The following is a 25,885-nucleotide window of genomic DNA, read 5'->3' as shown; positions in this document are numbered from 1 at the left end:
AATCGAATATGACAGAAACAATATTTTTATCTATAAACTCAGAATATATTTTAGACACATTTACCTCTATAAATTGGAAAGAAAAGTTTTATCAGATACTTATAATTAAGATTAAAGGTATAAGAAATATTGTCTATCTTATTTTTATTTAGTAATTTTGCACCCTAAATGATTTAATGAATTTCCAATGAAACAAAATAATTCAATACAAATGTTTGCTGATTACGAGGGAGAATTACCTGACTTTAATACGAATATTGAAGGAGATATTCCAGTTCTCATAACACGCAACCTTGTTATGTTCCCTGGTATTCTAATGCCAGTGTTAGTAGGTCGTAAGGCAACATTAACATTAATAAAATATTTAGAGAAACACCCTAATACAGTTTTTGCTGTTTTCAGTCAAAAAGATGGAAATATAGACGAACCTCAAGAAAAAGATTTGTATCACACAGGTATATATGCAAAACTTGTGCGAGTTTTTGATATGCCAGGAACTGTAGATGGTGAAAACAGAACAGCAATCATTCAAGGATTGGGTCGTTGTCAATTAGACGAAATTACAAAAGAGAAGCCATATACAAAAGGTAAAACCCATTCTCTACCAGAAGAAAAAGTAGATAAAAACGATAAAGAGTTTATTACTGCAGTAAATGATATGAAACTTACTGCAAAAGAATATATTCAGGGAAGTGATGATATACCCGATGATTCGCAATTTGCACTCGATAATATCTCAAATCCTATCGTTTCTGTTAATTATATTTGTGCCAATATGCCCTTCAGTGTATCAGAGAAGATACACCTATTAAAAGAAGAGTCTATAAAAGACCGTTTATTCCGACTAATGAAGATAATGAATAGAGAAATTCAATTTCAACATTTACGACAGAATATACGTTCTAAAACACGTGAAGATTTAGACGAACAACAACGCGAATACTTCTTACATCAACAAATTAAGAATATTCAGGAAGAATTGGGCGATGGTGATAGTACACCTGAGAAAAAAGAACTTATAGAAAAGGCAGCAAATAAAAAATGGTCGGAAGATGTTGCGAAAGTCTTTAATAAAGAACTCGATAAATTAAGCACGCTTAACCCTCAAAGTCCCGACTATAGTGTTCAGGTAAATTATTTACAAACAATGGTAAATCTTCCCTGGAACGAATTTACTAAGGACGATTTAGCACTTGGGCGTGCACAAAAAGTTCTAGATAGAGATCACTACGGAATGGAAAAAGTGAAAGAACGTATTCTAGAATATATGGCAGTGCTAAAACTTACAAAGAACTTAAAATCTCCTATTCTATGTTTATATGGTCCACCAGGTGTTGGAAAAACAAGTCTTGGTAAAAGTATAGCCGAATCTATGAAACGTAAATATGTTCGTATGTCTCTTGGTGGACTACACGATGAATCAGAAATTCGTGGTCATCGTCGTACATATATCGGAGCTATGCCTGGACGTATTATAAAAAATATACAAAAGGCAGGTTCATCTAATCCGGTCTTTATTCTTGACGAAATCGATAAAGTAACACAAAATACTATAAATGGCGATCCTGCATCTGCTTTGTTAGAAGTTCTTGATCCAGAACAGAATAATGCATTTCATGATAACTACCTCGATGTAGATTATGATCTTTCTCGTGTATTATTTATAGCAACTGCAAACGATATAAACAGTATTCCTAAGCCATTATTAGACCGTATGGAGGTAATTGAAGTTTCAGGCTATATTACTGAAGAAAAGATAGAAATAGCAAAACGTCATTTAGTTCCAAAAGAAGTCAAAGACACTGGTTTAATCCAACATAATAAAGGCTTAAAATTTACCAATCTCGCTTTAGAAAAATTGATAGAAAATTATACGCGTGAAAGTGGTGTGCGCCAACTGGAAAAGCAAATAGATAAAGCATTTCGTAAATTAGCATTAAAACAAGAAAGAGACAATGCTTTACCTATTGAGAAAATTAAACCTGAAGATTTAGAGGATTTGTTAGGTAAACCTCCTTTTTATCGCGATATTTATCAAGGAAACGATTATGCTGGAGTTGTTACGGGGTTAGCATGGACTAGCGTTGGCGGAGAGATTTTATTTATAGAAACATCTCTATCAAAAGGAAAAGCAGGAAAATTAACGCTTACGGGAAATCTTGGAGACGTTATGAAAGAATCTGCTATTATCGCCTTAGAATATGTTAAGGCTCATATAGAAACACTTGGCGTAGATTATCGTATTTTTGAACAATGGAATATTCATATTCACGTTCCAGAAGGAGCTACTCCTAAAGATGGTCCATCTGCAGGTATAACTATAGCCACAAGTATTACATCAGCAATTACTCAGCGCAAAGTTAGAAAAAATACTGCAATGACTGGCGAAATAACACTTCGAGGGAAAGTACTTCCTGTTGGTGGTATTAAAGAAAAGATTCTTGCAGCAAAAAGAGCGGGGATTACTGATATCATTATGTGCAAAGAAAATCGTAAAGATGTAGAGGAAATACCAGAGAAATATCGCATTGGTGTTGAGTTCCATTATGTAGAAAATGTACAAGAAGTATGGAATTTTGCTCTTACAAACGAGATGGTGGAAAATCCAATAGACTTTACGATTAAAGAAAATAACAATAAAAATACGCAGAATGACATTTGAACTTCAATGTACTGATAAAGCAAGTGAAGCAAGAGCTGGTTTAATTACCACTGATCACGGGCAAATAAAAACACCTATATTTATGCCCGTTGGTACTGCTGGTACTGTTAAAGGAGTTCATTTTTCAGAACTAATAGAACAAGTTAAAGCACAAATTATACTTGGTAATACGTATCATTTGTATTTACGTCCAGGTTTAGAAATTCTAAAAGCAGCAGGTGGATTACATAAATTCAATGGTTGGAACCGCCCAATATTAACAGATTCAGGTGGCTTTCAAGTTTTTTCATTAACAGGCATTCGTAAACTCTCAGAAGAAGGTTGCCAGTTTAGAAGTCATATTGATGGCTCTAAACATATATTTACACCTGAAAATGTAATGGACACACAACGAATTATAGGTGCAGATATCATTATGGCTTTCGATGAATGTCCTCCTGGAAATAGCGATTATGCATATTCGAAGCAAAGTTTAGGATTAACACAACGATGGTTAGATCGTTGTATTAAACGTTTTAACGAAACGGAACCTTTATATGGTTATAAACAAAGTCTTTTTCCTATTGTACAAGGGTGCACTTACAAGGATTTAAGAACAGAAGCTGCAAAATTCGTAGCCGACAAAGGAGCAGATGGTAATGCTATTGGAGGACTTGCAGTAGGAGAACCTACAGAAGTTATGTACGAAATGATAGAGGTTGTTAATGAGATTTTACCAAAAGATAAACCTCGTTATCTAATGGGAGTTGGTACTCCTCAAAATATTCTTGAAGGAATTGAACGTGGAGTAGATATGTTCGATTGTGTTATGCCTACAAGAAATGGTCGCAATGCAATGCTTTTCACATACGAAGGGACTATGAATATGCGAAATAAAAAATGGGAGAACGATTTTTCGCCAGTAGATAGCAATGGGTGTGATATAGATATTATAACCTCAAAAGCTTATTTACATCATTTATTTAAAGCAGGCGAATTACTCGCTATGCAAATAGCAAGTATTCATAATATTGCTTTTTACCTTCGATTAGTTACTGATGCAAGGACACATATAGAAAAAGGAGACTTTACACAATGGAAGTCTTCTATTATGGATAAGTTAGGACGACGTTTATAACTATATTAGATGAAAAATCTATTCAACAGGATAATAAATATTGTTATCAATAAGCTGGCAGCATTAAAACATCTTAAACTTATAAGAGTTTTAATAAATGCTTTTATGTGGTTAAAAAAACATTTACCAGCTCTTCACCCAAAACATCTTGTTGGTTTATTAGATTGGTACATCATTAAAAAATTTATAGGAACTTATGTATTTTCTATAATTCTCATAATTTCTATCGCTATAATATTCGACTTTAACGAAAACTTATCGAAACTTACCGAGTATAAAGCTCCATGGCATGCTATTATATTCGATTATTATGCAAACTTCGTTCCATACTATTCTAATCTGTTTTCTCCTTTATTTGTTTTCATAGCCGTAATATTCTTTACATCAAAACTAGCTGGTAATTCTGAAATAATTTCTATGCTTGCTTCTGGTGTATCGTTTAATCGGTTGCTACGCCCGTATATGATTTCGTGTATATTAATAGCAGGACTAACTTATTATTTAAATAGTTCTGTTATTCCGCACGGTACTGTAATACGTTTAAATTTTAGATCACTCTATCTTAATTCTAAAAAAAATACTGCTGCAGAAAATGTACAGCTAAAGGTTGCGAAAAATACTGTGGCTTATATTCAGAACTACGATGATAAATATAAGCGTGGTTATGGTTTCTCACTCGACAAATTTGATGGTAACAAACTTGTTGATCACTTAACAGCTAGCGAAATTCAGTATGATACAATAGCAGATTCGAAATATCATTGGAAAATATCAAACTGGAAAAGCAGAAAATTAAAGGGGTTACGAGAACATATTACAACAGGAGCAGAAAAAGATACTGTTATAATGATGGAACCAACTGATTTAGTTTTCTCAAAAGGCCAACAAGAAACATTCACGTCGGCAGAACTTCGTAATTATATTTCGAAACAAACGAGCAGAGGTTCTAAGAATGTTGTACAATACGAAGTTGAATACCATAAACGTATAGCAATGTCTTTTTCATCATTTGTCTTAACTATTATTGGCTTATCGTTATCTTCACGTAAACGAAAAGGTGGAATGGGATTGTATCTTGGCATTGGACTTGTATTGAGCGTAAGTTATATTTTATTGCAAACTGTTTCTTCTACTTTTGCCATTAATGCAAATACCCCACCAATATTGGCTGCTTGGATTCCAAATATAATTTTCGCTGCAATAGCATATTTCTGTTATCGACAGGCACCTAATTAATGAAGAAAAAAAATAAACAAAAAAATCCGTAGTGGGAAGGATTAAATAAAATTTCTATGATTTTTGAAAGCTTAGATTTAAATGACGATATACTCGATGCACTTTACGATATGCATTTCGAGCAATGCACACCTATTCAAGAAAAATGTATACCAGAAATTTTAAAAGGTAAAGACATATTAGGTGTAGCACAAACAGGAACAGGTAAAACAGCTGCCTACTTGCTTCCTATCCTTTCGAAACTTGCAGATGGAGGTTATCCAGAAGATGCAATAAATTGCCTGATTATGTCTCCAACTCGTGAATTAGCTCAACAAATAGACCAAGCCTTTCAAGGTTTCTCATACTATTTGAATGGTATTTCATGTGTAGCTGTATATGGAGGTAACGATGGAAACCGTTACGATCAAGAATTAAAGAGTCTTTCTTTAGGTGCCGATGTTGTTATTGCCACCCCTGGACGCTTTATTTCTCATATTTCTTTAGGCAATGTTGACCTCTCTAAAGTTAGCTTTTTCATTCTTGACGAGGCTGATAGAATGTTAGATATGGGATTTTCAGATGACATATTAACTATTCAGAAAAAACTACCCAAAACTTGTCAAACTATTATGTTTTCGGCGACGATGCCTAAAAAAATTGAAGATCTTGCTGGGACATTACTAAAAAATCCAGCAATAATTAAACTCGCTGTTAGCAAACCTGCAGATAAAATACACCAAATAGCTTATGTTTGTTATGAAACACAAAAGATGGAGATTGTAAAAGACATATTCAAATCACACAATCCTCAACGAGTCATAATCTTTTCTGGTTCAAAACAAAAAGTAAAACAAATAGCTTCATCGCTTAATCAGAAAAAGATAAATTGTGGACAGATGCATTCTGACCTTGATCAGGCTCAACGCGATGAGATGATGTTTAAATTTAAAAGTGGACAAATTGATGTTCTTGTAGCTACAGATATTTTATCAAGAGGTATTGATATCGATGATATTACAATGGTTATTAATTATGATGTACCAAACGATGCAGAAGATTATGTACACCGAATAGGACGTACGGCAAGAGCTGACAGAGATGGAATTGCAATAACACTTGTGAGTGATGATGATATCTATAACTTTCACCAAATAGAAAATTTCTTAGAGAAAGAAATTGAAAAAGTTTCATTACCAGAAGATATAGGAAAAGGTCCTGAATATAAAAGCATCAATAAATCTAGAAAAAATACAAGTGCTAAAGCGAGACGGAAAAAAGCACGCGATCAACAAAGTCACAAAGATAAGAAAATTCGTAATAATAAGAGAGGTAACCAAAAACAATCAACAAGAAACGAAATTACTGAAAAGAAATCTCAAAATCTTACCGTTCATACAGACGATAAGAGAAAACAAAATGCAGAAAATACAAGTAAAAATAATCGCAACAATAGAAAGCCTTCCTCAAATGTTGTAGATAAAAAACAACAGAATAAAGTACAGAATGGAAATTCTATAGAGAACAATAAGGTTGGAAATAAAGAAAAGAATAATAATTCTACTTCAAAATCTGCTAAAGGTAAAAAAGAGGAAAAGAAACAGAGATATAAAAATGAAAACACGACTGTTGAGTCAAATATTAAACGAACCCAAAAAACGAAAACAAAGAAAGAACGACGTTCTAAAGAAACAAATAAACTGCAGCGAAGTACCAAATATGAGATAAAAGACGATATGACAAAGAAAAAAAAGTCGGAAAATAAATTTAAATCACTGATAAAGAAACCATTAAAATGGTTAAGTAAATTTGGAAAAAAGTAAATTCATATATGTGATGATCAATATTTAATAACGTAACCTCCATTTACTTAAACTAAAATAATAATAAGAGGAGGTTACGTATATTTAATATCCTAATGAAAACTTTCTCATCTTAATAAATAAGTGGCTGGATGTGAGACTCGTTGAGAGTATGTAGATGAGGATCCTACTTCTCTACATATTTATCACGTACTTCAAAAAGACATAATTATTTTGCTTACAAAGGTGAAAATAAAGAAAGGTCTATACGAAAAAACAAAACACGAACATATCAAAAACGTTATATACAAAAACTCCAACGTATGGTTATTTTATAGTTGGTGTTTTTCTAAGATACCGATCATTATTAATAGCCTAAATATTAACAATACTCAAAGGGGGCTTAAGAGTAGAATGCATGGTTTTAAACTTCATTCCACTCAAAAGCAGAGTAAAGAATTATAACTGAGATATCGATAAACGAACACTAGTAGATAATAACCAAACAGCAATTTTAGTCTGAATATATACATTATTTGAGCATATAACAATATCATTCCTTAACAAACTTTAAAGAGCCTAAGATATATTAAGTGGGCTTTTTTTCGTATTTTTGCATCGAATTGGTGGTTTTTATCTCGCCAAGTGTAGTTAGAATTATTAAGAGAAATAAATACATTATGAGTAAACAAACAGAAAAAATCAAGGAACTCGTAGCCAAAAGAGAGCAAGCTCGTTTAGGTGGTGGCGAAAAGGCCATAGAAAAACAACATGCTCGTGGAAAATATACAGCGCGCGAGCGTATCGAGATGTTGGTAGATAAAGGTAGTTTCGAAGAGTATGATATGTTTAAACTCCATCGTTGCCATAACTTTGGTATGGAGAAAAAACAATATCTGGGCGATGGAGTAGTTGCAGGTTCAGCTACAATAGATGGTCGTCTTGTTTATGTTTACGCACAAGATTTTACTGTTAATGGAGGTTCTTTGTCAGAAACAATGGCACAGAAAATTTGTAAAGTTATGGATATGGCTATGACAAATGGTGCGCCAATAATTTGTATGAATGATTCTGGTGGAGCACGTATTCAAGAAGGAATTTCTTCTTTGGCAGGTTACGGAGAGATATTCGAACGTAATATTCTCGCTTCGGGCGTAATTCCTCAAATTTCAAGTATTCTCGGTCCTTGTGCTGGTGGAGCTGTTTATTCTCCTGCCCTTACCGACTTTATCTTAATGAAAGAAGATACAAGTTATATGTTCCTTACTGGACCTAAAGTTGTAAAAACAGTAACTGGAGAAGATATTGATGCTGAACATCTTGGTGGTGCAAGTGTTCATGCAACAAAAAGTGGTGTAACAAGCTTTACAGCGAAAACAGAAGAAGAAGCAACAGAGACCATTAAGACTTTACTTTCTTACATACCTTCTAATAATCGCGAAGAGGCTCCACGTACAGAGTGCACCGATCCTATTGATCGTAAGGAGGATTTGTTGAATGAAATTATTCCTGACGACCCAAATCAAGCTTACGATATGTATAAGGTGATAAAAGCAATAACCGATAATGGAAAATTCTTCGAAGTACAACCGAAGTTTGCTAAAAATATTATCACTGGTTTTGCTCGATTTAATGGTCAAAGTGTGGGAATTGTAGCTAATCAACCATCTGCGTATGCTGGCGTTCTCGATACAAATGCAAGTAGAAAAGGTGCACGATTTGTGCGTTTTTGTGATGCTTTTAACATTCCTATCGTTTCGTTAGTAGACGTTCCAGGCTTCCTTCCTGGCACTGGTCAGGAATATAATGCTGTTATTCTACATGGAGCACAGCTACTTTATGCTTATGGTGAAGCGACAGTACCTAAAATAACTATTACACTTCGTAAGAGTTATGGTGGTTCGCATATTGTTATGGGCTGTAAACAATTGCGCTCAGATCTTAATTTTGCTTGGCCAAGTTCAGAAATAGCTGTTATGGGAGCATCGGGGGCTGTTGCAGTTCTTTACGGAAAAGAAGTAAAACAAGTAAAAGAGAATGGTGGCGATGTTAAACAATTCATTGCTGAAAAAGAAGAAGAATATACAGAAAAATTTGCAAATCCATACCAGGCAGCTCAATACGGCTATATAGATGATGTTATTGAACCACGTAACACACGTTTCCGCATTTGCCGTGGTCTTGCACAATTAGCAAATAAGAAACAAGATTTACCTGCTAAGAAACATGGTTGTATGCCAATGTAAAATTTGCAAGTTCCTTTCATTAAAAATATCTATAAATGAACAATAATATATATGCAGCAATTGCTATGGCTCTCTATGAGTATGCAGGCAATAATGTTCACGATGTAGAATCTGGCATTATCACAATTAAACCAAAGCAGACATTGTGGAATGCGAAGTTCGAAATTATGACCAAGAAACCATAAAAGAAAATGAAAGAATTTAAATATACAATAGACGGCAAGGAATATTCTGTCGTAATAAATAATGTTAGTGAAGATAATGTTGCTGACATTACTGTGAATGGTGAAGAATATAAGGTGCAGATGGAAGCACCTGCAGAACCAGAGAAGAAAAAGGTTGAATTAGGGAAACCTGTAGCTGAAAATGAAACAGAAAACACGGCTACATCAGCAAATATCAATACTTCTAATGCAATAAAGGCTCCACTTCCTGGCACTATTACTTCTATAGAGGTTTCAGTTGGACAAGAAGTTAAAGCTGGTGATACTGTTCTCGTGCTTGAAGCAATGAAAATGCAAAATAGCATTGAAGCAGAAAGAGACGGTAAAGTTACAGCTATCATTGTAAAAGTTGGTCAGGCTGTGCTTGAAGATGAACCATTAGTCGTAATAGAATAAATTAGCGAGACGCATAAAACGTCTACTTATTAAAGAATATACTATAATAGAAATCCATTCATCTGCTCCTAATAGAAGCTTATGGATGGATTTCTTTTTTTCGATAATCTCACCTATTCCTTAGCCTATCATAATAGATAAGGAAACTTTATCTAAAATTCTTGTATATCAGATATTTTTTCGTAACTTTGTTGTCAAAATAGAACATAAAATATACAAAAACGTATGCTTACATTAAAGCTTATCAGTGAAGAAACTGAACGTGTTATAAAAGGTCTTGAAAAAAAGCATTTTAATAATGCTAAGAAGACCATTGAAACGGTATTAGAATACGATAAATTACGTAGAGAATACCAACAGAAACTTGATAACAATAAACAACAACAAAATCTTCTTTCAAAACAAATTGGCGGATTAATGAAAGAAGGAAAGAAAGACGAGGCTAACGAAATAAAGAATAAAGTAGCCGAACTGAAAACTGCCGATAAAGAACTACAAGATAATATGGAAAAAGCACAAGCGGATATGACTAACTTGTTGCTAACTATTCCAAATATTCCCAATGAAGATGTTCCTGAGGGTAAAGATGCAAACGATAATGTTGTTGTAAAAGAAGGAGGAGAAAAACCAACCTTTGAAGGCGAAGCTCTTTGTCATTGGGACTTATGTAAGATGTATAATCTTGTTGATTTTGATCTCGGTGTTAAAATAACAGGAGCAGGCTTTCCTATATATATAGGTAAGATGGCCCGCTTTCAACGTGCTTTAGAAGCATTCTTCTTAGACGAAGCACGCAAAAGTGGATATTTAGAGATACAACCTCCATTAGTAGTTAATCAGGCTTCTGGTTTAGGCACTGGACAGCTACCTGATAAAGAGGGGCAAATGTATCATGCCGAAGTAGACGATCTTTATTTAATTCCAACAGCAGAAGTACCAGTAACCAATATCTTCCGCGATGAAATTCTCGACGAAAAGGAACTCCCTGTTAAACGTTGTGCTTATTCTTCATGTTTCCGTCGTGAGGCTGGAAGTTATGGAAAAGATGTACGAGGATTAAATCGTTTGCATCAATTCGACAAAGTAGAAATTGTTCGTATAGATACTCCACAACATTCTTATGAATCTTTAAACGAGATGCTGAAACACGTTGAAGGTTTGTTAATAAAATTGGAACTTCCATATCATATTCTTCGACTATGTGGTGGAGATATGAGTTTCACTTCCGCTATCTGTTATGATTTCGAGGTATGGAGCGGTGCTCAAAAACGGTGGTTGGAAGTAAGTTCTGTATCAAACTTTGAGAGCTATCAGGCAAATCGCTTACATTGTCGTTATCGTCGTTCTGAAGATAAAAAGATAGAATTGTGCCATACTCTTAATGGTTCAGCATTGGCTTTACCACGTATTGTTGCTGCCATTTTGGAAAACAATCAAACATCTGAAGGGATAAGAGTTCCTAAAGCACTTGTTCCTTATTGTGGATTTGAAATACTTGATGACAAGAACTTCTAATTGTTTTTGAAATCGTAGATAATATTCTTTGCTGAAATTAGGGCTGATACTATCTTGTATTTAGGATATCCGAAAACTAAGATTGTATCTCCCCTAATCCCAAATAGAAAGAGATAGAAAAATACAGAATTTAGTCTGTATAATGCAATCTACTTCGAAGAGCACAGAAAAAATAAATGTTGCTGAGAGTTAGAAAATAAAGAATCTATAAACAACTTAACCTTTAAAACATGAACAAGATTATTAGTAAAAAACAATTTTCCGAAAAGGTTTTTTGTATTGTAGTAGAAGCACCACTCATTGCACGCAGTTGTAGAGCGGGAAACTTTGTTATAGTACGCGTAGACAATAACAGCGAGCGTGTACCTTACACTATTGCTAAAGCTGATCCTGAGAAAGGAACACTTACAATGGTTATACAGGAAGTGGGGCTTTCATCTACTAAATTGTGCCAACTTGAACCCGGCGATGAGGTTCTAGATATTGTAGGACCATTAGGACAAGCATCTCACATAGAGAATTATGGTACGGTGGTGTGTGCTGGTGGTGGTATTGGCATTGCTGCTATCCTACCAATTTTAACAGCATTCAAAAAAGCAGGAAATCGTGTCATTTCTGTGTTGGCAGGGCGCACGAAAGAACTGGTGATTATGGTTGAAGACGTTGCAAAATACTCCGACGAAGTTATTATAATGACCGACGATGGTAGTATGGGAAAAAAGGGTGTAGTAACTGTTGGTGTTGAAGAAGTGTTGCAGCGCGAGAAAGTAGATAAAGTTTTGGCTATTGGTCCTCCAATAATGATGAAGTTTACATCTTTGTTGGCAAAGAAGTATGGTATACCTAACGATGTATCACTGAATACAATTATGGTAGACGGTACTGGTATGTGCGGTGCATGCCGTCTTACTATTGGTGGAAAAACAAAGTTTGTATGTATTGATGGTCCTGAATTTAATGGAGACCTTGTTGATTGGGACGAAATGTTTAAGCGTATGGGCACTTTTAAAGGTGTTGAACGCGAAGAGATGGAGAGAAAACAAACCCAGATAGGGCACCATCATATAGAAGTTGAGACCACTAATAGCACAGTGCATACGCCTTTAGCTCCTGCCGAAGAAACAAAGCAAGACTTTGCTGAACTTATTGAACGAAACTCTGAATGGCGTACTGAATTGCGCAAAAGTATGAAGCCCAAAGAGCGCACTACTATAGAGCGAGTGCAGATGCCTGAGCTTGATCCTGTTTATCGTGCAACTACTCGTTTGGAGGAAGTTAACAAAGGTCTTACGAAAGAAATGGCAATGCGCGAAGCTAAACGTTGCCTCGACTGTGCAAAACCTACATGCGTGGAAGGTTGTCCGGTAAACATTAATATTCCAAGCTTTATTAAGAACATTGAACGTGGCCAGTTTCTTAACGCTGCCCGTGTATTGAAAGACACCTCTGCCCTACCCGCTGTGTGTGGTCGTGTTTGTCCACAAGAAAAGCAATGCGAAAGTCGTTGTATTCATTTAAAAATGAAAGAACCTGCTGTAGCTATTGGTTATCTTGAAAGATTTGCTGCCGACTACGAACGTGAAAGTGGAAATATTACTTTGCCCGAACTTGCTCCGTCTAATGGAATGAAGGTTGCTGTTATTGGCTCAGGACCTTCAGGACTTAGTTTTGCTGGCGATATGGTGAAGCGTGGATTTGAGGTTTATGTTTTCGAAGCATTACACGAAATAGGTGGCGTACTTAAATATGGTATTCCAGAGTTCCGTTTACCAAACAAGATTGTTGAGGTGGAAGTTGAAAACTTAAGAAAGCAGGGAGTTCATTTCCAGACAGACACTATTGTTGGCAAAACTATAAGTGTGGAAGAACTGAAACAAAACGGCTTCAAAGGAATCTTTGTTGGCTCTGGTGCAGGATTGCCGAACTTTATGGGCATTCCAGGCGAAAATAGTATAAATATTCTCTCGAGCAACGAATATCTTACTCGTGTAAACCTAATGGACGCAGCTAACCCTGATACCGATACTCCTATTATTATTGGAAAAAAGGTGCTTGTTGTTGGTGGTGGAAATACTGCAATGGACTCTTGTCGTACGGCAAAACGTCTTGGTGCAGAGGTTACATTAGTTTATCGCCGTTCGTTAGAAGAAATGCCTGCACGTGTAGAGGAGGTGAAACATGCACAAGAGGAAGGTATTAACTTCCTAACGCTGCACAACCCGAAGGAATATATTGCTGATGAAAATGGACGTGTTTGCGGAGCTGTCTTAGATGTTATGGAATTGGGTGAACCTGACGAAAGTGGCCGTCGCAGACCACAAACTACGGGGAAAACTATTACGATAGAATGCGATCAAGTAGTAGTTGCCGTGGGAGTATCGCCCAATCCTCTTGTGCCGAATTCTATAGATGGATTGGAGTTAGGGCGAAAGAACACTATTGCCGTGAACGAAGAAATGCAGAGTTCTATTCCTACAATTTATGCAGGTGGCGACATTGTGCGCGGTGGTGCTACTGTTATATTGGCGATGGGCGATGGCAGAAAAGCTGCTCTTAATATGGCAAATGCTTTGCTGAAAGAATAGATACATTAATAAAACTAACTAATAGAAAGGGGTTAAAGACTAACCATTTAAGTTGTCTTTACCCCCTTTTTTTATTCATTTTATCCAACGTTCAAGAAATACGCATTATATTTTATAATGTTTTATATTGGCACTATGCTTTCGCTATAAAATAATTAATATGCTTCGTAATAAAGCAAGAGCTGGGCGTATATGGTAAGTTCGTGCCAAAGTTAGAATGACGCAATTTATGCTAAAAGGTGTGTAGCGGAATGCTACAATGCGAATGTATTACTTTTTTCCACGCTGTTCTTTCGCTTCTTGCATATATACGCAACATTTTTATGCGTAAGAGGCATTATTGACTACAGCAATGTATGGTTTTACTTACACGTAAATAAAGTTTTACTTACACGTAAGTAAAGTTTTACTTACATGTAAATAAAGTTTTACTTATACGTAAGTAATACTGTCTAATCGGTATATCGTTGATATGAAAGACTTGTGTTACTGTAACGAAGTAGTGATGTAATTACAAGAGAGACGAGAGTTTCAGACGGTAGAAACAGCAACTAACAACATTGCCAACATTTTTCTTATTCGCCCATATAGTTAGGCACAAACTATTTGAGCAGAGCAATTAAAAAGGCTGAACGTACTACCCGTTCAGCCTTTCTTATTTGTGCTATAAAATTTGGATTAGAAATAAAGTCCGCATCTCATAGAAAGGAGTATAAGACTTTAGCTCAGTCGCAATTTTTACTGAATAATAATAGTCTTGCCATTTATAATATACATTCCTTTTGGCAGAGTGTTTAAGTTGTGCAAACCTTTAGCAACCAATTTGCCATCAACGGTATAAACATCGTACGATAGGTTTACATTCCCTACAATATCGTGAATATTGGTTGTAGCAGTTACGCTTATTGGCTCAGACTCGGAACCATCGGGATATACAGCAGTAACTTTATAGCTATGCGTTGTTCCTGGTTTCAGTTTATCATCGGTGAACGATGGAGACGTTGTGCTTACAATAAGCGAATCGTTACGATAAATATTATAAGCAGCAGGTCCGTTACTTGCGTCGAACGTAATATCGTCTATCATGAAAACCAGCCCTTGATTTGCAGGTGTAGTGTGTCGTATTGCGAAATAGCGTGTACCCGAAGGCAGCTGTGTTGTTATTTCATTCCATACAGCCGACTCTTGTTTATACATATCTATTTTGCTGAAACTAGCAGGTTTATTATCGGTAGGCGATGCTAACACTTCGAAAGTTTCTGTTGTCTGGCTGTTTCCTTGCGCATTGTTCACCCAGAAGCTAATGGTTTGTTCCTCTTCAGATAGAGGCTGGCTAATCAACCAGTTATCAGCACCTATAACGTTTCCTTCTGCATTTTGTTGGTACATTGCTACGGCGGCTTTACGTCCAGAGTGTGGAGCTATATCTTTAGTGCCACGGAAATAGTCGTCGGGTTTCCAATTTATAAAAGCGAATTGTTCTCCTTGATGTGGATAGCTAACTTGTGCGCTAAGCGGAATAGCATAGCCTTTATCAGCATCAAATGTAGTCCACTTTCCAAAGTCGGTTTGCCAAGCTTCGTAGCTTTCAAAGTTTTCTCTTATGGTTTCTTTTGTTGTTTCTGGTTTATTCCACAACAGTTCTACCATACCCACCTTGTCGGTTTTACTTGTTAAGTTGGTTGGTGGAAGCACGTTTGCTTTTTCGAGAATAATATTTGCTAAGTCGGTGTTGTTTGCAGTTTGCATATCGTTAGCAACTGTTAGTTCAGCCTTTATACTGTGTTGCTCGCTTGGGTCGAGAATAGTGGTGGCATAACTAATAGGGATAACAAAATCTTGCAACAGAGATAAGCTTTTGGTGATATCCGATTGGTGAATAACTTTATTGTTCAACGAAACCTTTACAGCAGCATGGTCTATCTTGTCGAGGCCTAAATTGCTAACTTTTACTTTTAAGTTCACAGTTTGTCCCTTATTTACACTTGTTGGTGCAGAAAGCTCAATTGCGCCATCGCATTGCAATGGGTCCGAAATGCTTATATTGTCTAAGTACACAATATTTGGAGAGGCATCGGCAGCTATAGCCTTTACGTGCATAAGAATGTAGTCTTGGGTGGTAAGAGTTTCTGGCAAGTCTACAATTTCAGTTATCCATTTTCCAACCTTTGTATCGCTGGCGAAATCGTGTATCCATACAGGGTCTGTAACAGTACCGTCCATCTTTTCGAAGGTAATCTCTAACCGAACAGGAGTTTGTGCCTTTGCATTGTAACTAAAACCTAATTTAGGCTGAGTAGTTCCACGCATATCAATTTTTCCAGTTGTAATAGTCGATGTACCAGCAGCACGAGGTTTAAAGAACAAACAGCCTCCATCATCGTCAGACGATTCGTTGCTAGCAAGTCGCCACAATACTTTGTCGTTAGAACTGGTAGTCTGGAATAATTGCTGTTCGAAAGTAGCATTTCTGAAACTGTTACGGTATGGAAGCGTATAAGGCACTCCTAAAATAATGCTTGCTGTTGCAAACTCGCTACTTAAGCCATTATAATTTGCAGCAATAGCCCATTTTCTGTAGCGTTGTGCGCCAGTCTTAGTGTTTATACCATCTACAGTGTATTCTGTTAAGCCATTCTTTGCAATTGCAATATGGTTGCCAAGTCCATTCTGATTAACATCATATATATCGTAATCAACTTTAGATGGCTCTACTACACCACCGTGAGCACCTTTGGCAGGTTCCCATGTAAGTTTAACCGAAGTGCCTTGGTCTATTGCTTTCACTACAGGTTCTGCGGGGAGATCCTTTCCTATGTATGCTCTCCGTGTAACACTTGTTCCATTACCATTTTCGTTGAAAGCAATTGCAATATAGTTATTAATTCCTTGTGTAGGGTTCTCGTCAATAAGTTTGAGTTCAGCACCAGGCGTAGGAGCAACAAATGTTTTTAGTATTTTAGTTCCATTGCGTAATTCAATCTTCTTAATAGCAGTAAGCTGATTTCCATCGATTGCTTTAGTTGGAGCCTTAAAAGTAATAGCAGCCTTTAATGCGCCCGTTGGATTTGCTATAACATTCATATTCTCTACTGCTGCAGGAGCATTTGTTGTGGGAATAGGCTCAACACCCATTTCGCCTAAGTAGATGAAGCTTTTTTTTGCGTCAGAAATTGCGTGAAATCCAATGTAATAGTCGCCATCACTCTGTGGAATAACTTGTGCGCTAAACTCATGGTATTGCGGATCTGTAAGTTCAATGGGCGATATAACATTAGTTGTCATAGCTTGAGCTGTTGGTGCATTGCCCATTTTAACCTCTAATCGTTCTTTGTATTCTTCTTCAGCATTGCTAGCTCTAAAGCTAATTTTATAAGTTTTACCAGCTTTCAACTTTATAGGAGGGCTCATCAACCAATCGTCGCCAGCATTATTGCGACTATACGAGTAGCGAAAAGCTCTTCCTTTTTCTTCATCATCATACCATCTCCATGTAAATCCGTCATCGTTTCCATCGACAATAGTATAGATGAGAGCATCGGCTTTGTTTCTAAAATCATCGAAGTATGGCGTGTCGAAAACGTTACCAGTAACCTTATATTCACTTACTGTTATCTTGCTACACTGAGTAGTATTAACAGCTTGTACACCGTATGCATAGCCTGTTCGTGTAGTTTCGGGCAAGGTTTCTGTAAAAGTAGTGGCTGTTAAGTTTGAAGCAACCTTTATAGTATCTGTACTACTGAAACGATATACATTGTAAGTAAGGTCTCCTATATAGCCTTGATGAAGTCCTTGTGTAGGTTTGTCCCAAGACACTGTAGCTTTACGCGTGTCGTCTATTTTTAAATCTACATAGTCTAAAGGAAGTGGTTCATCGTTTCCTATATACTTTTCGTATTTTGCCTTAGGGCTTTTTCCACCCTCGTTGGTTGTAACAACAATGAAGTGGTTCATACCTTCTTCCACTTGGATAGATGTTTGTGCCACCTGTCCCGGAAGCACCGTTCCTGTTGCCACCTGCTTGTTGTTGGCTGTGATGGTATAAGAAAGGGGCTTATTGGTTGCAAGAGTAGTACCATCGAATTGAGTTTCAGGAGCTTTGAATGAAATATAACCAGTGGTTGATGCGCCATTGAATTGAGTTTGCAAATCGGTTGCCACATTTGGAGCTGCAGCAGCTGCTTTTGGCATTGGAATTACCATACCTAAGACTGTAGCTTTTTCCATTGACCCTACAGCTGTAACATGTCCATCGTTTAGGTCTACTGTATATAATGTACAGTTGCCATTAGCCGTTTTTGCAGCCCAATAAAATTCGTTAGTATTAGGGTCTATTTCTCCAGTTTGATAGAAATGGTTTTCTGCCTCGTCCTTTACGTTTATACCTGTACTACCCTTTAATGTTTCTACACCTGTTGTGCGATCTATCTGATAAAGGTTTCCATCGTCTGCAACACCAAACGCTCTGCCATCGTTAGTTATTCCGAGAGCAATATAACTGTGTTCAGCTTTTGCTATTGTGGTTCGTGTCAATGTTCTATAGTCTATAACACCCCACTCTAACGATTTCAAGTTTGCTGAATAAAACTCACCAAAAACTTCACCTGTCTTAGGGTCTATAGCTGTTTCTGTAGCTATAATGTTCCAACTTTTTGGTTGAAGCGATTGCTCTATTAACTCCCATGTATCTGTGTTGAATGCATAGTGAGTAACCCCCAGAACTCCATAAGCCGCATAAGTATCATCGACATAAATACAATGTAGCTCATCATCGACAATACCACAACCTCCATTTAGTAATCCTTTTTTAAAGGGAGCAAGTTCTGTAAAATCGATTGATTGCGTTGGAAAAAATGAATAAACACCAAGCAGATTATCGGTTACAACATTTCCCCAAATACATTGCTTTGGATTTACAAGTAAGTGTTGTGTATTACGTTTATGGTTGGTCTGCATTGTACTTTTCTCTTGTGTCTTAGGCATCTTAGCCTTAAACACAGAAAGAATATTATTTGACACTACCTTTTTAGCCGAGATAAACTCTGAGGGAAGAAGGTTACCAGACCTGATTTGTAGCACAGACTGTGGTTCAGGTTGTGCATTAGTAGGCAACGATATTAGTAACGAAAATAAAGTGCCTAATAAGAATGTAGATTTTTGTTTCATTTATATTAAAATTAATAAGTAGACTTATACCTTATATTATATATGGAGATAATGCAAATTCGTTCGAAACATTATAACGGCTGATATATGTATTCCAAAAGAAGATTGTGAAGATACATAGACAACATTTATTTATTTGCTATAAAACGATTGCTAGGTTGTTTCCATAAAGATTTATTTTCGCTGCAAAATTACAAATATAATTTTATACTCAGCATTATCAACGTTTTTTTATACATTTAATTTTAAGATTGACATATAACTGTTTTTACAAAAGGCAACAGCGCATAGTTTTCATCTCTCTCATATTTATATACATCAAAATAGGTACAGTGGGAAAAAGATAGATTTTTCTCGAAAAAAAGCACGATTGTAAAGTTGCAGTTTGTTGTGATATCTAAATTGCAACTGAGAGATATCTAAGACGCAACTGACAGATATCTGAAATGAACGTTACAGATATCTGAAACAAGAGATATACATCTGACTGGCTTTTCTTGATTTTGCTATACACTTTTTGTTTGATTAAAAACCTTGCTGGATAAAGAGTTGAATGCGAGTATAAATAAGCAATTTGTATAATTAAACCGAAAGCCTACGATTTTGAGCTTTTATGGAAGTAGGACTCGTAAGGTACGGTAGTAGGACTCGTGGGGCACGGCTGTATAACCCGTGGGGCACGGCAGTACATTTCGTTGATATTAACAATTACAGCATTTGGCTTAACATTATTTTATTATGTGTTTTTAGAAGCACGGTATAACAACTGAGAAGGAAACAGTGGCGAACCAAATAGAAGGTATGTGCGTTCGCTTTATTCCCAAAGATTGCTATCGAGAGGTAAGTGAAGATAGTGTATTTGTACAAAAGCTGTCGGACGTAGACAGTGAGTGAAACAAATGGAAAGACGATGAAAAAGACGCTGGACCGAAGAAATAAAAAGTTGATGCCAGACAACTACACCCATAAGTTTCAATAGCTTATTAGACTGCAACACCTTCGTTGCTTACTAGCTTTCTGTTTTCTTGTTGGCAGATAGTTTGTCTTTCTAACTCATTGTAGCTTACTATCCTACTACTTCGTTCTAAAGTAAACTAATCTACCAACAATAAAGTAAAATCTGCTGAATCTATAATAACCAGTTAAATTTAAAGAAGCATTAATACTACTTATTTTACATTTAAGAACTTCTTAATGAATGGCGCAGTATAACTTTGAGAAACCTTTGCTATTTCTGCTGGAGTGCCAGTTGCAATAATCTGTCCACCACCACGACCGCCATCAGGTCCCATATCAATAATATAGTCAGCTTGTTTTATTACATCAAGGTTGTGCTCTATAATTATAACCGTGTTTCCTCTATCAACCAGCTTTTGCAATACACCCATAAGTACCCTAATATCTTCGAAATGCAATCCTGTAGTAGGTTCGTCAAGAATGTAGAGCGTTTTTCTTGTATCCCGTTTAGAAAGTTCGGTTGCAAGTTTTACACGTTGGCTTTCGCCTCCCGAAAGAGTTGTAGAACTTTGCCCTAACTTAATATAACCTAAACCAACATCTTGTAAGGCTTTTATTTTAGGAAGAATAAGCGGAACATTCTCGAAGAATTCTACAGCGGTATTCACTGTCATATCGAGAACATCGGCTATTGATTTTCCTTTAAAACGCACTTCAAGCGTTTCTCGGTTATAACGCTTTCCATGACAAACCTCGCATGGAACAAATACATCAGGTAAGAAGTTCATTTCTATGGTGCGATAGCCATTTCCCCCACAATTCTCACACCGTCCACCCTTTACGTTAAACGAAAAACGTCCAGGTTTATAGCCACGTATTTTTGCCTCAGGAAGATTAACAAACAGATTGCGAATATCGGAGAATACACCTGTGTATGTTGCAGGATTACTGCGCGGAGTACGTCCAATAGGACTTTGGTCTACATTCACAACCTTATCTACATTCTCTATTCCTTCTATCTTAGCAAATGCCATAGGAGCTTTCAAAGAACGATAGAAATGTTGAGATAGTATAGGCTGTAAGGTCTCGTTGATTAATGTACTCTTTCCAGAGCCAGACACCCCTGTAACAACAATAAGTTTACCCAAAGGAAATTCTACATCAACATTCTTTAAATTGTTACCTTTGCAACCATACAGCCATAACGATTTACCATTTCCTTTACGATATTCAGTTGGAAGTGGAATAATTCGTTCGCCATTAAGATATTGAGCTGTAAGAGTGTGTGTTTGAAGCATCTGATTGTATGTACCCTGAAAAACAACCTCTCCTCCATTCTTACCAGCTTTTGGACCAATATCAACAACCCAATCGGCAGCACGCATCATATCCTCATCGTGCTCAACAACAATCACCGTATTTCCGAGGTCGCGCAATTTGCACAACGATTTTATTAAGCGGTCGTTATCACGCTGATGCAAACCAATAGAAGGTTCGTCTAAAATATAAAGCACGTTTACGAGTTGAGAGCCAATCTGTGTAGCCAGTCTTATACGTTGGCTCTCTCCTCCTGAAAGCGTTGCACTTTGTCTGTTTAGCGAAAGATAATTAAGACCAACATTTAGCAAGAAGTCTATACGCTTGCGAATTTCTTTTAGAATCTCTTTAGCAACAAGTTGCTGTTTCTCGTTAAGGTGTCGCTCTACATTTCCAAGCCAGTTCTTTAAGTCGGCAATATCTATTGTAGACAGCTCTGCTATATTTTTGTCCCATATTCTATATGAGAGAGCTTCACGATTAAGACGTTGTCCTTTGCATTCAGGACATTCCCGTTCAGCAATAAACTGGTCAGCCCACTTCTTTCCGGCAGCAGTTTCATCGTTTTCCATTACTGAACGCAAGTATTTTATAACACCATCGAAAGAAGTAAAATAGTCGGAATTAGTATGGACAAGCTCTTTAGAGATTCGAACTTTATCTAGCGACCCATAAAGTATCTCGTCAAGCACTTCTTTCGAAATATCTTTAATTGGTGTTTTCAAAGTATAATCGTATTTTTCAAGAATAGCAGCTATCTGCCAGAATATCATTTGGTTTTTGTATTTACCTAAAGGAATAATAGCACCTTCATAAATACTTTGGCTTTTGTTAGGAATTACCTTTGTTAAATCAATCTCGTTTATCTTGCCCAATCCTTTACAATGCGGACACGCCCCCTCTGGAGAATTAAATGAGAAAATATTAGGAGCAGGGTCTTTGTAAGCAATTCCCGTAATAGGGTCCATCAAACGTTTAGAGAAATATTTAGTAATGCCACTCTCTTTCTCCATAATCATAATAAGAGAGTCGCCTTGTTTCATTGCTACCGATACCGTCTTTGCTAAACGCTCTTTAAAGGTTTCATCGTTCGCGGCACCAAGTTTAAGTCTATCTATTACAACTTCTATATTGTGATTTTTGTATCTATCTACCTTCATACCACGTGTAATTTCCAATATCTCACCGTCTACACGAATATAAAGATATCCCTTACGTCGCATTTGTTCGAATAGTTCACGATAATGTCCTTTACGATTTCTTACCAATGGTGCAAGTACATAAATACTTTTGTTGGCATAATTGTGAAGAATCATTTCGATTACACGTTCCTCCGTGTATTTTACCATTGGCTCGTTGCTCATATACGAATAAGCAATTCCTGCACGTGCATATAGCAAACGAAGATAATCGTATATCTCTGTTGTAGTGCCAACTGTTGAACGTGGATTTTTGTTTGTGGTTTTTTGCTCAATAGATATTACTGGTGATAATCCAGTAATCTTATCAACATCAGGTCGCTCCATATTACCCAAAAAGTTCCGAGCATAAGCAGAAAACGTCTCAATATAGCGTCTTTGCCCTTCAGCAAATATAGTATCAAAAGCCAATGAACTTTTACCCGAGCCAGATAATCCTGTAAAAACAATCAATGCATTACGAGGCATTGACACATCTATATTTTTTAAATTGTGCACACGTGCCCCAAACACTTCTATTTTATCATTCACCATTATTTGTGTCAGTTTGTTTGTAAAACTACAATTAATGCGTTTGTGTAGTTGTTTCGTTGTATCCGCGCAATAAATTCACATCTTTCTTAATATGGAATTTCTTTCCATCTGCGCCTGTAGCCTTCACATTCACAAAATAAACTCCTTGTGCAACAGGCTTTCCATTAAAAGTTCCGTCCCAGCCTTCATTAGGATTATTCCATTCAAAAAGCTTTTGCCCCCATCTATTAAAGATAACTGCATGAAATTCTACAATACTTTTAAATCCTTTCTTAGCTTTAAACACATCATTTATACCATCGCCATTAGGAGAAAAGGCATTGGGGAAAGATATTTCACTCTCACTAATAGATATGTTTATCGGTTCATAAATATAAACAGTATCATTATTTAATATCTCATATAAACAAACACGAAATGAGCCTGCAGTTGTGAAAGTATATTGTGTGTCTTGTTCATAGCGAATTAAGAATGCATTAGTAGGTTTGTTTTGCTCTAAAAAATGCCACTCAAAATGAGTGCCATTTGGCAAATTTACAGTAGGATTCGCTACAAAATTTACAGTTAATGGGGCTGAACCTGAAAAGCCTTGTGCTGAGTTTATCGTTTCAGAGCTCCCACTTTCTCCAATATACGTTCCATAAGGCTCGCAAGACTGAGAAAAACTATTAGTGGCGATTAGGAATAAAACCACTATTAAAGATATTTTATGAAAATATAGCTGCATAATCTTCTTATTTCTGCAAAAATACAAAAATTCTATCGACAAAAAGCAAATAGTAAATAGTTTTTGTTATCTTTGCAGAGTGTTAATTTCAGAAATAAACAGATTATGAAGCGTTATTATAGATACTTATTCTTATTGCTTACATTATTTTTCACCATTCAAGTATCAGCTCAGACTACTATCTGGCGAGATATTCATAAAGTAAAAAAGAAAGAAACAATCTTTGGAATAGCAAAAGATTATGGAGTTAGTATTCAAGAACTTATTGATGCAAATCCAGAGATGAAACAAGAGGGGTATGAACTCAAGAAAGGTAATTGGATATTTGTTCCTTATGCCAAAGGGAATGATAAAAAATATGTACCTGATTCACCAAACAATATTAATGATAAGAAACCAGTAATAGCCAACACAACGACAAATGCCATTCGCATAGGAGTTATGTTACCCTTACATCGAGAAGATGGCGATGGATTAAGAATGGTTGAATACTATAGAGGTATTCTACTTGCATTAGAACAAATGAAACAAGAAGGAATTAATACAGATGTGCATGCCTGGAATGTTCCTAAAGATGCCGATATTAAAACAACTTTATTAGATAAGAATGCTCCGACGTTAGATATTATCTTTGGTCCACTCTATTCTAATCAAGTAAAACCATTAGGCGACTTTTGCCAACGCAACAATATAAAAATGGTTATACCTTTTTCTATCGAATCGAAAGAAGTAGATACCAATCCTTATATATTCCAAGTATATCAAGATAATAATCGTTTGAATAGAAAAGCCATTGCATGTTTCTTCGAGCGTTTCCAAAAGACCCATCACCCTATATTTATTAATTGTAATGATATTGATAGCCAAGTTGGACTCTTTACTAATGGATTAAGAAAACAACTTGAATTAGCAAAAATACATTATAATATAACTAACTTAAATACACCACAAGTTGATTTTGCGAAACAATTCAGCACTTCTCAACCTAACGTGGTTATTATAAATTCTGAGAAAAGTCCTTATCTGAATAAAGTATTTGAAAAATTAGACCTACTAAGAAAGGCTAATCCAAATATTAATATCTCGATGTATGGTTATAACGAATGGTTTATGTACCAGGATTATAATATCAACAATTATTTTAAATATGATGTTTATATCCCATCTACCTATTATTATAATAAAGCAGCAAAAAGAACTGAAGCGTTAGAAAAACAATATATCAATAAATATGATGAACCTATGAAGGATTCATATATTCCACGTTTTGCTATTGTTGGATACGATCAGGCACAATTCTTTATTAGAGGTATTAAGAATAAGGGCAAAAACTTTAAGGGAACAAGTACAGAAGTTAATTATGTTCCATTACAAACACGATACAATTTTGAACATATTGGAAATGGTGGCTACATTAATAATCATTTCCAGCTAGTACACTTTAAACCTAATAAGACTATGGAGAACTTAGTTTATTAAGTCTTAAAAACTTAATACAGTAGTAGAACAGATAAAGCTATGAACAGAAAAGTAGTAACAGCATTGCTTATACTCTTTCCATTATGGATATATGCACAAGTGGGAGATTACCGCAATAGTCTTTCTATAGGTGGTAATACTGGCTATATATTATCTAACGTAGGATTTGACCCTAAAGTATCACAATCTCTACATAGCGGTATTACTGCTGGTCTAAGTGTGAGGTATGTATGTGAAAAGTATTTCAACACTATCTGCTCTATTTACGGTGAGATAAATTATGCTTCAACTGGGTGGAAACAAGATATACGAACCGCAACAGATAAACCTGTTATCAATACAAATGGGTCTGCTGAAAAGTATTCACGGACATTAAACTATCTGCAAATACCTGTTTTTGCACATTTAGCGTGGGGAAGAGAACAGAATGGTTTCAATTTCTTTGCACAAGCAGGTCCACAAATTGGGATATTACTGAATGAAACTGTCATAAGCAACTATGATACACCCAATTTATTAAATGATGGTACAGGAAGAAGTAATACAATTGTAAAACAGGAATCTATGCCCGTCGAAAAGAAATTCGACTACGGTATTGCAGCAGGTATAGGTGCAGAATGGAGTATCCGTCGCATAGGACATATTATTTTAGAGGCACGCTATTACTATGGATTGGGCAATATATACGGCAATAGTAAGAAAGATTTCTTTGGAAAATCTAATAATAGTAATATAATTATC

General features: G+C 36.0%; 14 protein-coding genes. 11 read left to right on the top strand and 3 right to left on the bottom strand.

Features of this window, described 5'->3' with window-relative positions; genetic code table 11:
* The first annotated feature begins 187 nt into the window (after positions 1 to 187).
* The 9 genes from lon (at position 188) to HMPREF9144_RS05350 (ending at position 13,762) form a co-directional block, all read left to right on the top strand.
* Positions 188 to 2,662: an endopeptidase La gene (lon, locus tag HMPREF9144_RS05385; protein ID WP_006044888.1), complete on the top strand. Its 2,475-nt coding sequence runs from the start codon at positions 188 to 190 to the stop codon at positions 2,660 to 2,662.
* Positions 2,652 to 3,779: a tRNA guanosine(34) transglycosylase Tgt gene (gene tgt / locus HMPREF9144_RS05380; RefSeq protein WP_006044887.1), complete on the top strand. Its 1,128-nt coding sequence runs from the start codon at positions 2,652 to 2,654 to the stop codon at positions 3,777 to 3,779. The genes lon and tgt overlap by 11 nt, the downstream gene beginning before the upstream one ends.
* A gap of 105 nt (positions 3,780 to 3,884) precedes the next feature.
* Complete coding sequence (locus HMPREF9144_RS05375) at positions 3,885 to 5,015, top strand: LptF/LptG family permease (RefSeq protein ID WP_257009644.1); 1,131 nt, start codon at positions 3,885 to 3,887, stop codon at positions 5,013 to 5,015.
* A 56-nt stretch (positions 5,016 to 5,071) separates the two neighbouring features.
* A complete protein-coding gene (locus HMPREF9144_RS05370) occupies positions 5,072 to 6,817 on the top strand; it encodes a DEAD/DEAH box helicase (protein ID WP_006044885.1) in 1,746 nt (581 codons plus the stop codon).
* Between the two features lie 659 nt (positions 6,818 to 7,476).
* Entirely contained in the window at positions 7,477 to 9,042 is a 1,566-nt protein-coding gene (locus HMPREF9144_RS05365; protein ID WP_040595394.1) for an acyl-CoA carboxylase subunit beta, read from the top strand.
* A 35-nt stretch (positions 9,043 to 9,077) separates the two neighbouring features.
* Entirely contained in the window at positions 9,078 to 9,227 is a 150-nt protein-coding gene (locus HMPREF9144_RS13510) for a hypothetical protein (RefSeq protein WP_006044883.1), read from the top strand.
* A gap of 6 nt (positions 9,228 to 9,233) precedes the next feature.
* Positions 9,234 to 9,662, top strand: coding sequence for a biotin/lipoyl-containing protein (locus HMPREF9144_RS05360; RefSeq protein WP_006044882.1), 429 nt, complete (start codon positions 9,234 to 9,236; stop codon positions 9,660 to 9,662).
* A gap of 225 nt (positions 9,663 to 9,887) precedes the next feature.
* On the top strand, positions 9,888 to 11,177 hold the full coding sequence (gene serS, locus HMPREF9144_RS05355; protein WP_006044881.1) for a serine--tRNA ligase: 1,290 nt from the start codon (positions 9,888 to 9,890) through the stop codon (positions 11,175 to 11,177).
* Positions 11,178 to 11,407: 230 nt separating this feature from the next.
* Positions 11,408 to 13,762 carry a bifunctional dihydroorotate dehydrogenase B NAD binding subunit/NADPH-dependent glutamate synthase gene (locus HMPREF9144_RS05350; protein WP_006044880.1) on the top strand — a complete coding sequence of 785 codons (2,355 nt, stop codon included), beginning with the start codon at positions 11,408 to 11,410 and terminating at the stop codon, positions 13,760 to 13,762.
* 738 nt (positions 13,763 to 14,500) lie between these two features.
* On the opposite strand, the gene HMPREF9144_RS05345 is transcribed toward HMPREF9144_RS05350, so the two are convergent.
* The 3 genes from HMPREF9144_RS05345 to HMPREF9144_RS05335 all read right to left on the bottom strand — a co-directional run bounded on the left by HMPREF9144_RS05345 (position 14,501) and on the right by HMPREF9144_RS05335 (position 23,665).
* A complete protein-coding gene (locus HMPREF9144_RS05345) occupies positions 14,501 to 18,931 on the bottom strand; it encodes a choice-of-anchor J domain-containing protein (protein WP_006044879.1) in 4,431 nt (1,476 codons plus the stop codon).
* Positions 18,932 to 20,100: 1,169 nt separating this feature from the next.
* A complete protein-coding gene (gene uvrA / locus HMPREF9144_RS05340) occupies positions 20,101 to 22,935 on the bottom strand; it encodes an excinuclease ABC subunit UvrA (RefSeq protein ID WP_040595584.1) in 2,835 nt (944 codons plus the stop codon).
* A gap of 34 nt (positions 22,936 to 22,969) precedes the next feature.
* The gene (locus HMPREF9144_RS05335) at positions 22,970 to 23,665 is read right to left on the bottom strand and encodes a T9SS type B sorting domain-containing protein (protein WP_006044877.1); all 696 of its coding nucleotides are present in this window, start codon (positions 23,663 to 23,665) and stop codon (positions 22,970 to 22,972) included.
* A 105-nt stretch (positions 23,666 to 23,770) separates the two neighbouring features.
* Here HMPREF9144_RS05335 and HMPREF9144_RS05330 point away from each other — a divergent pair, with 105 nt between their 5' ends.
* A complete protein-coding gene (locus HMPREF9144_RS05330; protein ID WP_006044876.1) occupies positions 23,771 to 25,144 on the top strand; it encodes an amino acid ABC transporter substrate-binding protein in 1,374 nt (457 codons plus the stop codon).
* Between the two features lie 39 nt (positions 25,145 to 25,183).
* The coding region (locus tag HMPREF9144_RS05325) for a porin family protein (RefSeq protein WP_006044875.1) at positions 25,184 to 25,885 on the top strand (702 nt) is incomplete at its 3' end.

Origin of the sequence: Prevotella pallens ATCC 700821 (assembly GCF_000220255.1) — a bacterium.
Lineage (GTDB): Bacteria > Bacteroidota > Bacteroidia > Bacteroidales > Bacteroidaceae > Prevotella > Prevotella pallens.
This window is presented reverse-complemented; position numbering and strand designations above follow the sequence as displayed.